Consider the following 15,485-nt stretch of genomic DNA (forward strand, 5'->3'; position numbering starts at 1 on the left):
CGCACCCGCAGCCGACGCACAACCGGAATCAGCCGGACTCGGCCGGGGCTCAGCCGGGGCCCGGCCGGGCTCAGCGTTCGAGGAACCTGAACAAGTCCTCCCACCGGTTCACGATCTCCCCCGGCGCGTACCGCCGAATGTTCGCGCGGGCCCGATCACCCATACCGTCCCGTAGCCCCTGATCGGACATCAGGATGTCGAGCCGCCGAGCCAGCTCCCCGGTGTTGCCGAGGCCGGCAAGCAGCCCGTCCTCACCGTCGTGGACGATCTCGCGCACACCCGGCGCGCAGTCGAAGGCCGCACAGGGCACCCCCATCGCCATGGCCTCCATCAGGGCGAGCGGAAACCCCTCGCCCCGGGAGGACAGAGCGAAAACGGAACCGCCCCGCAGCGCCCCCGGCACATCACCCGTACGGCCCATCCAGTCCACACAGCCGTCGAGCCCCAGAGCCGTGCACTGCTTCTTCAGGATCTCCTCGTCCTCGCCCGAGCCATAGATTCGCAGCCGCCAGTCGGGGTGGCGGGGCGCGACCTCCGCCCAGGCGTCGAGGAGCATGTCGATGCCCTTCTGATGGTGCAGCCGCCCGATGCTGACGACCACGTTCTCGGTGCGCGCCGACGGCACCTCCGGCATGAACGGCAGCGGATTCGGCATGTACGAGGCGTTGTTCATGCCCTGCCCGATCCACAGGTCGGCGTCCTCGCGGGTCAGCGCCAGCATGCGGTCGACGTCCCGGTAGTGCCTGCGCACACGGTGGAAGCGCGAGGACGACTTCGAGTACGCGTACGACTCATGGCTCATCCCGATCACCGTCAGGCCCCGTGTGTCGGCCTGGGCGACCCACTCCATGGCCCACACCTGCGTGACGATCACGACCGCGCCGGGCCGCGCCGCCCGGAAGAGGGCGGTGAGCTTGGCGGCCTCCTCGCGCATGCTCGCCTCGCGCGCGCGGCCGGGGCGCGGCGGCTGTCCGGCGTACAGGGTCGTCGTCGGGTAGGGGACCTCGCCGAGTTCCTGGGGCACCTCGGGCGGTGTGATGCCGACGACGTGGACCCGGTGGCCGCGATCGGTGAACAGCCGGGCCATCCCGTGCGACCAGCTGGTCACCCCGCCCAGCTCGTCGACGCTGTTGGAGACGAAGAAGACGTCCCGCCGCGGCTCCGCGGTCACGGGAACGTCCTCGGCGGCCTCGGCGGTCATGCGCGCCTCCACTGGGAGAAGAACTGGTCGACGATGCTCCGCGCGGCCGTGCCCGTGTCGTACTCGCCGAACTCCGCGACGAAGCCCTCCCGCGCCTCCCGGTGCTTGACCACCTGCTCGTCGAGGGAGGCGAGGGCCACGTACAGCTCCTCCTCGGTGCGCACGACCGGTCCCGGTGCCCGTTCGAGGAGGTCGAAGTAGGTGCCGCGGCCCTCGTGCACGTACTCCTCGTAGTCGTAGGCGAAGAAGAACATCGGCCGGCCGAGGAGCGCGTAGTCGAACATCACGGACGAGTAGTCGGTGATCAGGCCGTCGGCGAGCGCGAGCAGCGGTGTCACGTCGTGGTGGGCCGACACGTCGACGACCCGCCCGCGCACGGACGGCGGGAGCACGACGTGGTTGAGGTAGTGCGAGCGCACCAGCAGGACGTACCTGTCGCCGAACTCGTCGGCGAACCGCTCCACGTCGAAGGGCAGCTCGAACCGCCGCTGCTTGCCGCCGTGCTGCCGGAAGGTGGGCGCGTACAGCAGGACGGCCTTGTCGTCGGCAATCCCCAGCTCGGCGGCGAGGGGCCCGCGCTCCCGCAGCCCGGTCGTCTCTTCCCGCCTCCGGGCCGCCACGAGCGCGTCGTTGCGGGGATAGCCCACGCGCAACAACGTGCGCTCCTTCAGGCGGAACGCGCGGGCGAGGGTGCGTACGTCGTGCTCGGAGCGGATCAGGAACCGGTCGAAGCGGTCGAGGACGCGTTGCTGCTCCTCCTGCGCGCCCCGGCTCCTGAGCTTCCACTCCGCTTCGTCGAAGCCCATCCGCTTGAGCGCCGACCCGTGCCAGGTCTGGATGTACGTGGTCCGGGGCCGCTTGGTGAGCTTCAGCGGGTAGCTCTGGTTGTCGACCCAGAACTCCGCCCGGGCCAGCGCCGCCAGATAGGGCAGCGACCAGCGGCGTACGAGCGTGGCGTCGGACGGGAAGCCCTCGGGGCGGCCCGCGTACGACCACACGGCGTCGAAGTCGAGATCCTGGCGCCGCATCTCCTCGTAGAGCGCCTTGGGGCTGTCGCTGTACTGCCGGCCCAGATGGCTCTCGAAGACGACCAGGCCCTTCTTCACGGGGAGCCGGCTGAACACCTCGTGATAGACGCGGATCTTGGTGGCCCCGGAGGTGAGTTTCCGCCGTACCCCCTTCGCCTTCCGGTACCCGGACTTGGCGAGCCGGCCGGGCGTCCCCCGCGCGCCCCTCCCGACGAGCGCCTCGACCCTGTCGCGGGTGACGACCCGGAAGGAGAGGTGACCGCGCGCGGAGACCTCGGGCTCGATGTGGTCGGCGACCAGCCGGGTGAGCCGCGGCCGGACGGGCGACCGGCCGACGGCCAGACCGGGTTCGGAGGCGGTGAGACGGGTGGTGGTACGCACACCGTCGACACCGAGGCGCAGCCGTACGTCCCACACGGCGTCCACGACACCGAGCGGCCGCAGTCCGTGCGCGAGGTCGACCGACGCCTCCCAGGCGATGAACCCGCCCTCGTGCCGCAGCGTGCGGACGGGGAAACGGAAGGTCTGGAAGCGCACACCCTTGCGGCGGGCGCCGAACTCCAGCTCGCCGGTGAGCCGCGCGCCGGGCGGGACGACACCGAGGGGGTTGGTGATACGCCCGGCGAGCCGGACGGTACCGGCCGGGGCCCCGGTCTCCGCGGCCCCAGTCTCCTCGTACGCGGTCAGGACGTTGCGCAGGAACATCTTCTCGACGGGTTTGGCGTGATAGCCGAGTTCGGTGACATCGAGAACGTGCCGCGCGAAGGCTTTCTCGTCACCCTCACCGTTGCTGTCACTGTCACTGTCAGCGTCGTCGATGTGCTCGGCGCACCAGTAGACGCGGCCGTCGCGCTCGACGAGCGGCGAGGAGATCTTGTCGCGGTTGGTGAGGGTGTCCACGGCTGGCAGGAGGTTGTCCCAGTCGCTCTTGCGCAGCAGATAGGCGCAGATGGCGTGGATGGGCTCGACCTCGTCGAAGGCGGCCCGGTCGATGGACTCCAGATAGCCGCGCGCGATGGCGGCGAACTCCTCCCGGTAGGAGGCGTCCCGGAACGGCAGATCGCGCAGATGCAGCACCAGGTCGTGCTTGAGGAACTTGACGTCCTTGAAGAACTTCAGCTCCGCCAGCCCCCGGTCGGCCAGCAGCCGGTCGACCCGCCGGTGGATCTCCATGCGGTGCGCGAAGTTGGCGATCTCGGCGCGGCGGTTGCTGATGGACTTCGCCGCGGCCTTGTCGACGACCCGCCAGTCGTAGACGCGGTTCGGGATCAGGGTGATCCTGCGGGCCGCCGCGTACGCCTGCGCGGAGAAGAGCAGATCCTCGTAGTGAATACCGACGGGGAACTCCAGTCCCTCCCTGACCAGGAACTCCCGGCGATAACACTTGTTGGTGGACAAGGTGTCGAAGACCAGCAGGTCGGGCAGCTCGGAGACCGACTCCAGGGTGCGGGTGCGGGTGTACAGCCAGGGGTACCACTTGACCTCCTTGCCGCCCCGCGAGTCGACGTGGACCCGCACGCACAGCCCGGAGACGAGGTCGGCGCCGGTCGTCTCGGCCGCCTCCAGCATGTTCCGGCAGGCGTTGCGTTCCAGTACGTCGTCGCTGTCGAGGAAGAGGACGTATGTGCCGCGGGCTTGGGTGATGCCGTGGTTGCGGGGCGCGCCGCAGCCTCCGCTGTTCTCGTCCAGCCGGAAGGCGCGCACGCGTTCGGGGTGCCTCGCGGCCAGCCCGCGCGCGACCTCGTACGAACGGTCCGTGCTCCAGTCGTCGACGATCACGACCTCGACGTTGCGCAGCGTCTGCTCCAGCACGGAGCGGACGGCTGTGTCCAGCCGGGCCTCGTCGTTGTAGACGATCACGACAACGGAGATGTCAGGGCATTCCTCGTTCATCCTATTTACCCTAAGTGCCCCATAGGGATCCACGCAGGGTGGCTAGGCCGGTCGGGGCCGCACAGGGCTTTTCTGCGCCCCCGCCGCCCCTACCCTTCCCGTCACCGACTCGGGGGCGCTGCCCCCGAACCCCCGGTCCTCAAACGCCGGACGGGCTGAAAGACAGTCTTTCAGCCCGTCCGGCGTTTGAGGACGAGCGCGTAGCGCGATAAGGGGGGCGAGGGGGCGCAGCCCCCATGCAGTGACGGGAAGGGTAGGGGCGGCGGGGGCGAGAAAAGAAAAGGGCACCCCCAACCCGCAGGGGCACCCCTCTTCCGACAGAACCGCGGTGACAACCGCTACGAATGCGTCCGCAACATCGTCCGCATAGTCCTCATCGCCACAGACAGATTCGCCAGATCGAAGGACTCGGACCCCTGAATCTCCTCCAGAGTCGTCCGCGCCCGCGCAAGAATCGCCGCGTTCTTCTCCTCCCACGCCTTGAACCGCTGCTCAGGCGTGGCAGACCCGTTCCCCGCGGCAAGCACATCCGCGGTCAGCGCCGCGTGCGCCGCGTACAGGTCCTCGCGGATGGACGCCCGGGCCATGGACTGCCACCGGTCCGCCCGGGGCAGCTCGATGATCCGGTCCATGAGCTGGGTGATCCGCAGCCGGTCGCCGAGGTCGTAGTAGACCTCCGCGACAGCCATCGGCTCCTTGCCCATACGGTCGCCCACCGCGACGATGTCGAGCGTGGGGAAGGCGGACGAGAAGCCGGCCACGTGCTGCGCCAGCTCGTCCGGCACCCCGGCCCCGGACAGCTCGTCGTAGATCTGCTGGTACCACTCCAGGTCGGCGCCCCGCAGCAGGTTGGGCAGCTCGCCCCAGACCTGCGTGACCCGCTCCTGGAAGAAGCCGATCGTTTCCGCGAGCTGGATCGGCTGCGGGCGGTTGTTCAGCAGCCAGCGCGTACCGCGCTCGACGAGACGGCGCGAGTGCAGCCGGATCCGGGTCTGGACCCCCGCGTCGACCGTGTTGTCGAGCGCCTCGACGCGGTCCCACACGGAGCTGGAGTTGAAGATCGCGCGGGCCGCGGTCTGCGCCCTGACGATCTCCTCCAGGGACGCCCCGGTCTCCTCCCGCAGGCGGTGCAGGAAGCTCGTACCACCGGTGTTGACCGTGTCGTTGACCAGCACGGTCGTGACGATCTCGCGGCGCAGCGGGTGATTGTCGATCTGCTCGGCGAACTGCTTCCCGAGCGCGCTCGGGAAGTACGCGTGCAGCAGGCTCCGCAGGTATTCGTCGTCCGGCAGCGACGTCTGCAGCAGCTCGTCGGAGACCGTGATCTTCGTGTACGCGAGGAGGACGGCCGTCTCCGGCTGGGTCAGCCCGTGTCCGGTGTTGAGGCGCTCCCGGATCTGCCGCTCGGTGGGCATGAACTCCAGCGCGCGGTTGAGATGGCCGGCCCGCACCAGGTGCCGCAGGTAGCGGTGCTGGGCGTGGAGCATGCTCGGCGACTGGGCTAGCGCGTTGGCGAGTGCCGTGTTCTGCGCGTAGTTGTTGCGCAGGACCAGCGTGCCGACCTCGTCGGTCATCGTGGCGAGCAGCTTGTTGCGCTGCTTGACGGTCATGTCGCCTTCCGCGACGACCGCGTTGAGCAGGATCTTGATGTTCACCTCGTGGTCGGAGGTGTCCACGCCCGCGCTGTTGTCGATGGCGTCGGTGTTGACCTTGCCGCCGGCCTGCGCGAACTCGATGCGGCCGAGCTGGGTGAGGCCGAGGTTGCCGCCCTCGCCGACGACCTTGACCCGCAGGTCGGCGCCGTCCACGCGGATGGCGTCATTGGCCTTGTCGCCGACATCCGCGTGCGTCTCGGTGGACGCCTTCACATACGTACCGATGCCGCCGTTCCACAGCAGGTCCACCGGCGCCGCCAGGATGGCCCGCATCAGGTCGGCGGGGGTCATCTTGCCGATGTTGCCCTCGATGCCGAGAGCTTCCCTGATGTGGCTGTTGAGCTGGATGGCCTTGGCGGTACGGGGGAAGATGCCGCCGCCCTGCGACAGCAGCTCCTTGTCGTAGTCGGCCCAGGAGGAGCGCGGCAGCTCGAAGAGGCGGCGGCGCTCGGCGTACGAGGTCGCTGCGTCCGGGCGCGGGTCGATGACGATGTGCCGGTGGTCGAAGGCGGCGACCAGGCGGATGTGCTCGGAGAGCAGCATGCCGTTGCCGAAGACGTCACCGCTCATGTCGCCCACACCGACGACCGTGAAGTCCTCGGTCTGGGTGTTGACGCCCAGCTCCCGGAAGTGCCGCTCCACGGACTCCCAGGCGCCGCGGGCCGTGATGCCCATCTTCTTGTGGTCGTAGCCCGCCGAGCCGCCGGACGCGAAGGCGTCCCCGAGCCAGAAGTTGTACGACTCGGCCACGCCGTTGGCGATGTCCGAGAACGTCGCCGTGCCCTTGTCCGCGGCGACCACCAGGTAGGTGTCCTCGCCGTCGTGCCGTACGACGTCGGAGGGCGGTACGACCTCGCCGGCCACCATGTTGTCGGTGATGTCGAGCAGCGCCGAGATGAAGGTCTTGTAACTGCGGACGCCCTCGGCCATCCAGGCGTCGCGGTCCACCGCCGGGTCGGGGAGCTGCTTGGCGACGAAGCCGCCCTTGGCGCCGACGGGCACGATGACGGTGTTCTTGACCATCTGCGCCTTGACGAGCCCGAGGATCTCGGTGCGGAAGTCCTCCCGCCGGTCGGACCAGCGCAGACCACCGCGCGCCACCTTGCCGAACCGCAGGTGCACGCCCTCGACCCGCGGCGAGTACACCCAGATCTCGTACGCCGGCCGCGGCGCGGGCAGATCCGGGATGGCCTGCGGGTCGAACTTCATGGAGACGTAGTCGTGCGGTACGCCGCCGCCCGCCTCCTGGAAGAAGTTCGTGCGCAGGGTCGCCTTGATGACGGTGAGGAAGGACCGCAGGATCCGGTCCTCGTCGAGGCTGGCCACCTGGTCGAGAGCGGCGTCCAGCTCCTCCAGGAGGGCGTCGGTCAGCTCCGTGCCCGCCCGCTGCCGGTCCGGCGACATACGGGCCTCGAAGAGCGAGACGAGCAGCCGGGTGGTGTGGACGTTGCTGCGGAGGGTGTCCTCCATGTAGTCCTGGCTGAAGGTCGAACCGGCCTGGCGCAGGTACTTGGCGTACGCGCGCAGCACCATCGCCTGCCGCCAGTTCAGCCCGGCGCTCAGGACGAGGGAGTTGAAGCCGTCGTTCTCGGCGCGCCCGGTCCAGGTCGCCGCGAAAGCCTCCTGGAACCGCTCGCGGGCGTCGTCGGCGAGGTGGTCGCCGTTGCCGCCGAGCGACTTGGGCAGCCGCAGACCGAAGTCGTAGATCCACGCGGACGCGCGGTCCGGGCAGCGCAGTTCGTAGGGCCGCTCGTCGGTGACCTCGACGCCGAGCCGGGTGAGGACCGGCAGGACGGCGGAGAGGGAGACCGACTCGCCGATGCGGTAGATCTTGAAGCGGCGCTCTCCGGGGGCGGCGCCGACCGGCTCGTACAGGCTGAGGTCGAAGTCCTTGCCCTCGCCGAGCTGCTCCAGGCGGACCAGGTCGGCGACCGCGGTGCGCGGGTTGTGGTCGGCCTTGTAGCCCTCGGGGATGATGTTCCCGTACCGGCGCAGCAGTTCGGCCGCGCGCTCCTCGCCGCACTCCGCGTTCAGCGCCTCGGCGAAACCGTCGGCCCACGAACGGGCGGCCTCGACGAGCCGCGCCTCGATGCGGTCCTTGTCGGCGTCGCTGAGCTGCGGCAGCTCGGTGCCCTGCGGGACCCGGACCACGAAGTGCAGCCGGGAGAGGATCGATTCGGTGTTCCAGGCGGTGAAGTCGACGCTGGTGCCGCCCAGTTCCTCCTTGAGGATGTCGATGATCCGCAGGCGCACGCCGGTGGTGTAGCGGTCGCGCGGGAGGTAGACGAGCGCCGAGTAGTAGCGCCCGTACTCGTCCTGGCGCAGGTAGAGCCGCAGCCGGCGCCGCTCCTGGAGGTACAGCACGGACGTGACGATCGCCCGCAGTTCGTCGGGCGGGGTCTGGAAGAGCTCGTCGCGCGGGTACGTCTCCAGGATCTGGAGGAGGTCGCGGCCGTCGTGGCTGTTGGGCGAGAAGCCGGCGCCGCGCAGGACCTCGGCGACCTTGCGGCGGATGACGGGCACCCGGCGCACGGACTCGGTGTAGGCGGCGGAGGAGAACAGGCCAAGGAAGCGCCGCTCGCCGATGACGTTGCCGTCGGCGTCGAACTTCTTCACGCCGACGTAGTCCAGGTAGGACGGCCGGTGCACGGTGGCGCGGCTGTTCGCCTTCGTCAGGACGAGGAGCTTGTGCTCGCGGGCCTTCGCGCGGGCGTCGGCGGGCAGCCGCTCGAAGGACGGACTGACGGGGTGGCTCTCGTCCTCCCCGTGCTGCGGGTCGGAGCGCAGGACGCCGAGCCCGGTCCCGGGGACGGCGGCCAGCGAGTCGTCGTCGTGCAGCTCGTACTCGCGGTATCCCAGGAAGGTGAAGTGGTCGTCCGCGAGCCAGCGCAGCAGTTCGCGGGCCTCCTCCACCTCCTGGTCGCGCAGGTCGTCGGCGGTGGGCTCCTTGGGCAGTTCCTCGGCGATCCGCAGCGCCGAGTCGCGCATCTTCTCCCAGTCCTCGACGGCCTCACGGGCGTCGGACAGGACCCGTAGCAGGTCGGCGGTGATCTGCTTGAGATCGGCGCGGTCGGTCTCGCGGTCGATCTCGACGTGGATCCAGGACTCGACGGCGGCATCGTGCGGAAGGTCGCCGGTGGGCCGGGTCTTCAGCACCTCGATGAGCTTGCCGGTGAGATCGCGCCGCACGACGAACTGCGGGTGGATCACGACGTGGATCCCGCGGCCGTGCCGCGACAGCTCGTTGGTCACCGAGTCGACGAGGAAGGGCATGTCGTCGGTCACGACCTCGACGACGGAGTGGCTGCAGGTCCAGCCGTTCTCCTCGACGGTCGGGGTGACCACCCTTACGTTCGCCGTGCCCTGGGGGCGCTTCTCGGCCAGTCGGTAGTGCGAGAAGGCGGCTCCGAAGACATCGACCGGGTCGCGGTCGGCGAGGTCCTCCGGGGCGGTGTGCAGGTAGTAGCGCTGGAGGAACGCGAGCAATGTGTCCTGGTCGGGAGCGCTCGCGCCCGTCTTCCCGGTCGGCAGGTGAAGATTCCCCCCGACCGGGCTGTTCTCAGCAACCCGGGCGGCTCGTTCGAGCAGCTCGGCCTTGGCTTCGTCCAGCTTGGTCTGCATTGTCCTCTGGCTCCTGTCGCGCGCCGTTGCGTGACGTCGTAGAACGTGAAGTGACGTAGCGCCGCGACGCGGGGTGTCCGGTCTGATCCGACGCTATGCCGCGATGAGAGATGAGCGGGGCGTTATCGGCCACATTTGGCGGCACCGGAGGGTGTGACCCTGATCTCGGTGCCTGTTCCGCGGCTGCCCGCTCGCGGGGACCAGCGACCGCCCGGTCACGGATGTCGTCCGTGCGGTCCGGGCGCAGGGCAGGGGCAACGATGCCCCCGCGACGTATCGCGCTGATCACGTGCCAAGGCTATCGCTCCTGCGGGGGGACTCGTCATGAGCCGTATGTGTACAAAAGAGGGATCACCTTTTTGACACTTTGCACAGTCCGCCCCACACCAAGACGTGCCCTCCAGCCCTGCGGACACCCGCGCTTGTAAGGGGCGCGGGGAACTGCGCCTTTCAAGGCCGCGGGCACCCGCGCCGTTAAGGGGCGCGGGGAACTGCGCGACCAGCCACAGCGAACCCGCACCCGATCCACGACCCCCGGCCGGCGGCTGGCCGGCCCGAGCCGCAGAGCTCAAGCAGGCCCAGGGCCCGAGGCCCAGACTTTCAAGCCGCCAACCACTCGGCCAGAGTCACCGCTTCGGCAAGCGTGTCCACCACCGGCACCCCCACCCCCTCAAGGCTGGCCCGACTGTGCGACCCCCCGGTGTACAGCACGGCCTTCGCCCCCACATGCCGCGCCGCGATCGCGTCGTCCGCCGCGTCCCCGATCACCACCGTACGAGCGGGGTCCACGCCCGTCAGGGCTCTCAGATGCCGCACCATGTGCTCGGCCTTGCTGCCGCCGGACGGCCCGGTCCGCCCGTCGACCCGCAGGAAATGGGGCTCGATACCGAACCCGCGCACCAGCGGGACCAGTTCCTCGTGCCCGTACATGCTCAGAATCGACTGGCTCCGCCCGGCCGACACCCACTCCGCGAGCAGTCCGGGCACCCCGTCGGTGAGTTCGCACCCCACCCGGTGCTCCAGGTAGTACCGGTGGAAGATCGCGTCCATGATCTCCCACTCCTCGTCCGTCGGCAGCCGCCCGATCAGCCGCTCGTAGAACTTCGGCACGGGCACGCAGTACAGCTCCCGGTACCGCTCCAGCGTGATCGCCGGTATGCCCAACTCCGCGAACGCCGCGTTCGTCGCGCCGATGATTGCCTTGTTGTCGTGGAACAGGGTCCCGTTCCAGTCCCAGACGATATGTGTCGCTCCGCGCATCCCCATATCCAAAAAGTACCCGGCACCACTGACAAAGCCCCATGTGCGCTTCGAGTGCGCCGCGGGAACGCCTGCCGGGCGAAACACGCCCCCGGAGTGCTTCAGGCGCCGAGCCCCAGCAGGTTCGGAATCTCCTGCGTGGCGAACCACAGCAGCTCGTGGTCCGCGGCCCCGTCCACGACGAACTGCGCGTCGTCGTCGCCCCGGTCCGCCGCGCCCAGCGCGTCCGCCGCCGCCGTCACCTCCGCCTCCGCGTCGTCCGCGTCGACGTGTACGGCCGCCGCCTTGGCCAGTGCCACCGCCGCGCCGACCTTCAGCTCACCGAGGGACGCGGGGTTGAGCCCCGGACCGGGATCGGCGACCGCGGCCCCGTCCGGCACGTCGACGGCGACGACGACCCGCCGGCGCGGGGCACCGGGATCGAGCGCGACCAGTCGCAGGGAGGCGAGCGCGGCCCGGTTCAGCGCCGCGTACTCCAGTTCCTCGATGTCGTCGGAGAGGTACCACTCACGCAGCGCGGGCGTGACGGCGTACGCGACGAAGGGTCCCGACCCCAGCTCACCCGTCTTGTACGCCTCGGCGAGACCGGAGAGGGTCAGAGGGACGTACACACGCATGGCTGACCGCTTTCGTAGACGTCGTTCCGTGGGGACACCGCGGGGGTGTCGTGGGCGGGCCCCGCACCTCCGGGAAGGTCTTCAGGATACGTGCGGGTGTCCCCTTTCGAGTTCGCACCCACCCCTGCCCGGGCGTCCACCCCCGTCCCACCCGTCACCCGGTACGCCCCGGGCCCCCCAAGCCCGCCGCCCTCTCCCGTCCCCCTGATAGGTGAACATTCCGCCGGTCCCGACGCCCGCCCGGCCCGCTTGCGGCCGCTCGCCCCGGCCCCGTACAAGATCCCCAACGGAAAGTTACCGACCGGTATCAGCCCGGTCCGAACGAATGGGGTTCCGCCGTGAACAAGGTGATGACCAGGACGAGGCGCACCCAGGGCACCCGACCCCCCGTCCGCCACGACACGCGCCGCCCTGGCGGCGCCAGCCCGCGCACGACGCCGAGGGGCGCCCCGGGCACCCCACGGGCCAGGACGGGCTCCTCCGCGCCCCCGCAGCCCCGCCCCACCGACGTCTTCGCCGACCGGCTCGTCGAGGTGCTGAGCGGGCGGCGCCCGGTCCACTGCATGCTCCGGCACACCGCGGGCCGCGCCTACGACGAACTGGCCTGGCTCGCCGAGCACAGCCCGCTCCGCACCCGCGGCACCCGCCCGTTCGTCCGGGACATCGGCTACTACGTGGCCCGCCCGGACGCCGTCGAGGCCTTCGCCCGCATCGGCGCCGGCGACCAGCTCCGCGCCATGGCCTTCCGCCTGGAACAGGGCCCGGACCTCCGCTGGCGCTGCACAGCAGTAGAACTGGGCGGCACCCGCATGCCCCCGCCCCAGGACGACTGACCCTCACTCCCACCCACGCCCAGGACAGTTCCCCGCGCCCCTCTCAGCCCTGTAGCCCTGTGAGGGCGCGGGGAACTACACACCCCAGCCCTCACCGTGTCGCACCCTCCAAGGCCCGGTACAGCCCACCTCCTCAGGGGCGCGGGGAACTGCGCGCCCAGCCCCCACCGCCCCGCACCCAACAACCCCCGCCCCGCCCCCGTTCCCGGGCGGAAGGCCAAGGGCCGGGGGCCTCGGGGCCGCGGGGCCGCGGGGCCTCGGGGCCGCGGGGCCTCGGGGCCGCGGGGCCTCGGGGCCTCGGGGCCTCGGGGCCAAGGTCAAGGCGCAAGGCGCAAGCCGACCGGGCCAGGCCAAGTCCAACGCAAAGGGCCGGGCGCCCAAACGGCACCCGACCCTTCACCCGCTCACCGAGCGAACCCCACACGCCCTACAAACCCCGCGGAGCGCCCAGTCACTTCTTACGGCGCCGACTACCCTTCTGCTGCTTACGCCGCTCCGCACGCGTAAGCCCATCAGACTCCGACCGCACCGGCTCGTCATCCGTGGCGAAGTCGCCCTCGACGACACCGCCCTCACCGTCGACCGTCGGCGCGGAGAAGTGCAGCCGGTCCGGCCGCTGCGGAGCGTCGAGCCCCTTGGCGCGGATCTCCGGACGGCCACCCCCACCGGCGGGAACCGCGTCCTTCTTGTCCAGCGACGGCTTCGCGTCCTCCACCGGAACCTCCTCGACCTGCTGCTCGACCTGGACCTCCAGGTTGAACAGGTAGCCGACGGACTCCTCCTTGATGCCGTCCATCATGGCGGTGAACATGTCGAAGCCCTCGCGCTGGTACTCGACCAGCGGGTCCTTCTGGGCCATCGCCCGCAGGCCGATGCCCTCCTGGAGGTAGTCCATCTCGTAGAGGTGCTCACGCCACTTGCGGTCCAGGACCGACAGCACGACCCGTCGCTCCAGCTCACGCATGATCTCGGAGCCGAGCTGCTCCTCGCGCGCCGAGTACTGCTCGTAGATGTCGTCCTTGATGGACTCCGAGATGAACTCGGCGGTCAGACCGGCCCGGTCGCCGGCCGCCTCCTCCAGCTCCTCGACGGTGACCTTCACCGGGTAGAGCTGCTTGAACGCGCCCCACAGCCGGTCGACGTCCCACTCCTCGGCGAAGCCCTCCGCGGTCTCCGCGTCGATGTACGCGTCGATCGTGTCGTTCATGAAGTGCTGGATCTGCTCCTGCAGGTCCTCGCCCTCCAGGACGCGACGGCGCTCGCCGTAGATGACCTCACGCTGCCGGTTGAGGACCTCGTCGTACTTGAGGACGTTCTTGCGGGTCTCGAAGTTCTGCGTCTCGACCTGCGACTGGGCGGAGGCGATGGCACGGGTGACCATCTTGTTCTCGATCGGCACGTCGTCCGGCACGTTCGCCATCGACATGACGCGCTCCACCATCTGCGCCTTGAAGAGCCGCATCAGGTCGTCGCCCAGGGACAGGTAGAAGCGCGACTCGCCCGGGTCGCCCTGACGGCCGCTACGGCCGCGCAGCTGGTTGTCGATACGCCGCGACTCATGCCGCTCGGTTCCCAGCACATAGAGCCCGCCGAGGTCCTTGACCTCTTCGAACTCGGTCTGGACGGCCTTCTCGGCGCGCTCCATGGCGGCCGGCAGCGCCGCGGCCCACTCCTCGATGTGCTCCTCGGGGTCGAGGCCGCGCTGACGCAGCTCCGCCTCGGCGAGGTCGTCGGGGTTGCCGCCGAGCTTGATGTCCGTACCGCGGCCGGCCATGTTCGTGGCGACGGTGACGGCGCCCCTGCGGCCGGCCTGGGCGATGATCGGAGCCTCGCGGTCGTGCTGCTTGGCGTTCAGCACCTCGTGCTGGATGCCGCGCTTGCTGAGCTGCTGCGAGAGGTACTCGGACTTCTCGACCGAGGTGGTGCCGACGAGGATCGGCTGGCCCTTCTCGTGCTTCTCGGCGATGTCGTCGACCACCGCGTCGAACTTCGCGACCTCGGTGCGGTAGATCAGGTCCGACTGGTCCTTGCGGACCATGGGCCGGTTGGTCGGGATCGGGACGACACCGAGCTTGTAGATCTGGTGGAACTCGGCCGCCTCGGTCATCGCCGTACCGGTCATGCCGGAGAGGCCGGGAACCTCCTTGCCGTTCTGGTCGTGGCGCTTGTAGAGGCGGAAGAAGTTCTGCAGGGTGATCGTGGCGAGGGTCTGGTTCTCGTCCTTGATGTCCACCCCTTCCTTCGCCTCGATCGCCTGGTGCATGCCCTCGTTGTAGCGGCGGCCGGCGAGGATACGGCCGGTGTGCTCGTCGACGATCATGACTTCGCCGTCGATGACGACGTAGTCCTTGTCCTTCTTGAAGAGCTCCTTGGCCTTGATGGCGTTGTTCAGGTAGCCCACCAGAGGCGTGTTCACCGACTCGTAGAGGTTGTCGATGCCCAGCCAGTCCTCGACCTTGGCGACGCCGGGCTCGTGGATGGCGACCGTGCGCTTCTTCTCGTCGACCTCGTAGTCGCCGGTCTCCTCGATGCCCTTGAGGGTGTTGCCCGCCTCGCCCTTCTTCAGGCGCGTGACGAGCTTCGCGAAGTCGCCGTACCACTTGGTGGCCTGGTCGGCGGGGCCGGAGATGATCAGCGGCGTACGGGCCTCGTCGACCAGGATCGAGTCGACCTCGTCGACGATCGCGAAGTTGTGGCCGCGCTGCACCAGTTCGTCCTGCGACCACGCCATGTTGTCGCGCAGGTAGTCGAAGCCGAATTCGTTGTTCGTGCCGTACGTGATGTCGCAGCCGTACTGCTCACGGCGCTGGGCCGGCGTCATGTTGGCCAGGATGCAGCCGACGCTCAGGCCCAGGAACTTGTGGACGCGGCCCATCATCTCGGAGTCGCGCTCGGCCAGGTAGTCGTTGACCGTGATGAGGTGGACGCCTTGTCCGGAGAGGGCGTTCAGATACGCGGGCAGCGTGCCGACCAGGGTCTTGCCCTCACCGGTCTTCATCTCGGCGACGTAGCCGAGGTGGAGCGCGGCGCCGCCCATGATCTGTACGTCGTAGGGACGCTGGCCGAGGGCGCGCTTGGCGGCCTCGCGCACGGTCGCGAACGCCTCGGGCAGCAGGTCGTCGAGGCTCTCGCCGTCCGCGTACCGCTGCTTGTACTCGTCGGTCAGGGCTCGCAGCTCGGCGTCGGAGAGGTCGACGAAGTCCTCTTCGATGGACTTGACCTGGTCCGCGATGCGGTGCAGCTTGCGCAGGATCTTTCCTTCGCCTGCACGCATGATCTTCGAGAGGACGGACACGAGGGTTTGTCTCCTTGCCGGTCGGGCCTGGGACTGTCGGTTTCAATGGCAGATTCAAATCACAGCTTGAGCAACGGCCATC

The 15,485-nt window shown here is 69.4% G+C and carries 7 protein-coding genes; 1 reads left to right on the forward strand and 6 read right to left on the reverse strand.

Annotated elements, in window-relative coordinates:
- Positions 1-70: 70 nt before the first annotated feature.
- From ACH4DZ_RS08510 to ACH4DZ_RS08530, 5 genes are all read right to left on the reverse strand, one after another.
- The gene (locus ACH4DZ_RS08510; RefSeq protein WP_398286172.1) at positions 71-1,201 is read right to left on the reverse strand and encodes a glycosyltransferase; all 1,131 of its coding nucleotides are present in this window, start codon (positions 1,199-1,201) and stop codon (positions 71-73) included.
- A complete protein-coding gene (locus tag ACH4DZ_RS08515) occupies positions 1,198-4,122 on the reverse strand; it encodes a CDP-glycerol glycerophosphotransferase family protein (RefSeq protein WP_398286173.1) in 2,925 nt (974 codons plus the stop codon). Before ACH4DZ_RS08515 ends, ACH4DZ_RS08510 begins: the two co-directional genes overlap by 4 nt.
- 338 nt (positions 4,123-4,460) lie before the next feature.
- A complete protein-coding gene (locus ACH4DZ_RS08520) occupies positions 4,461-9,398 on the reverse strand; it encodes an NAD-glutamate dehydrogenase (protein WP_398286174.1) in 4,938 nt (1,645 codons plus the stop codon).
- 600 nt (positions 9,399-9,998) lie between these two features.
- Positions 9,999-10,664, reverse strand: coding sequence for an HAD family hydrolase (locus ACH4DZ_RS08525; RefSeq protein WP_398286175.1), 666 nt, complete (start codon positions 10,662-10,664; stop codon positions 9,999-10,001).
- Between the two features lie 95 nt (positions 10,665-10,759).
- On the reverse strand, positions 10,760-11,275 hold the full coding sequence (locus ACH4DZ_RS08530) for a DUF6912 family protein (protein WP_398286177.1): 516 nt from the start codon (positions 11,273-11,275) through the stop codon (positions 10,760-10,762).
- Positions 11,276-11,613: 338 nt separating this feature from the next.
- Here ACH4DZ_RS08530 and ACH4DZ_RS08535 point away from each other — a divergent pair, with 338 nt between their 5' ends.
- Complete coding sequence (locus ACH4DZ_RS08535) at positions 11,614-12,108, forward strand: Rv3235 family protein (protein WP_398286178.1); 495 nt, start codon at positions 11,614-11,616, stop codon at positions 12,106-12,108.
- A gap of 451 nt (positions 12,109-12,559) precedes the next feature.
- Here the strand turns inward: ACH4DZ_RS08535 and secA are convergent, their stop codons facing one another.
- Entirely contained in the window at positions 12,560-15,403 is a 2,844-nt protein-coding gene (secA, locus tag ACH4DZ_RS08540) for a preprotein translocase subunit SecA (RefSeq protein WP_398286180.1), read from the reverse strand.
- Between the last annotated feature and the right edge of the window lie 82 nt (positions 15,404-15,485).

The sequence above is a fragment of the Streptomyces sp. NPDC017991 genome, assembly GCF_044328075.1.
Taxonomy (GTDB): domain Bacteria; phylum Actinomycetota; class Actinomycetes; order Streptomycetales; family Streptomycetaceae; genus Streptomyces.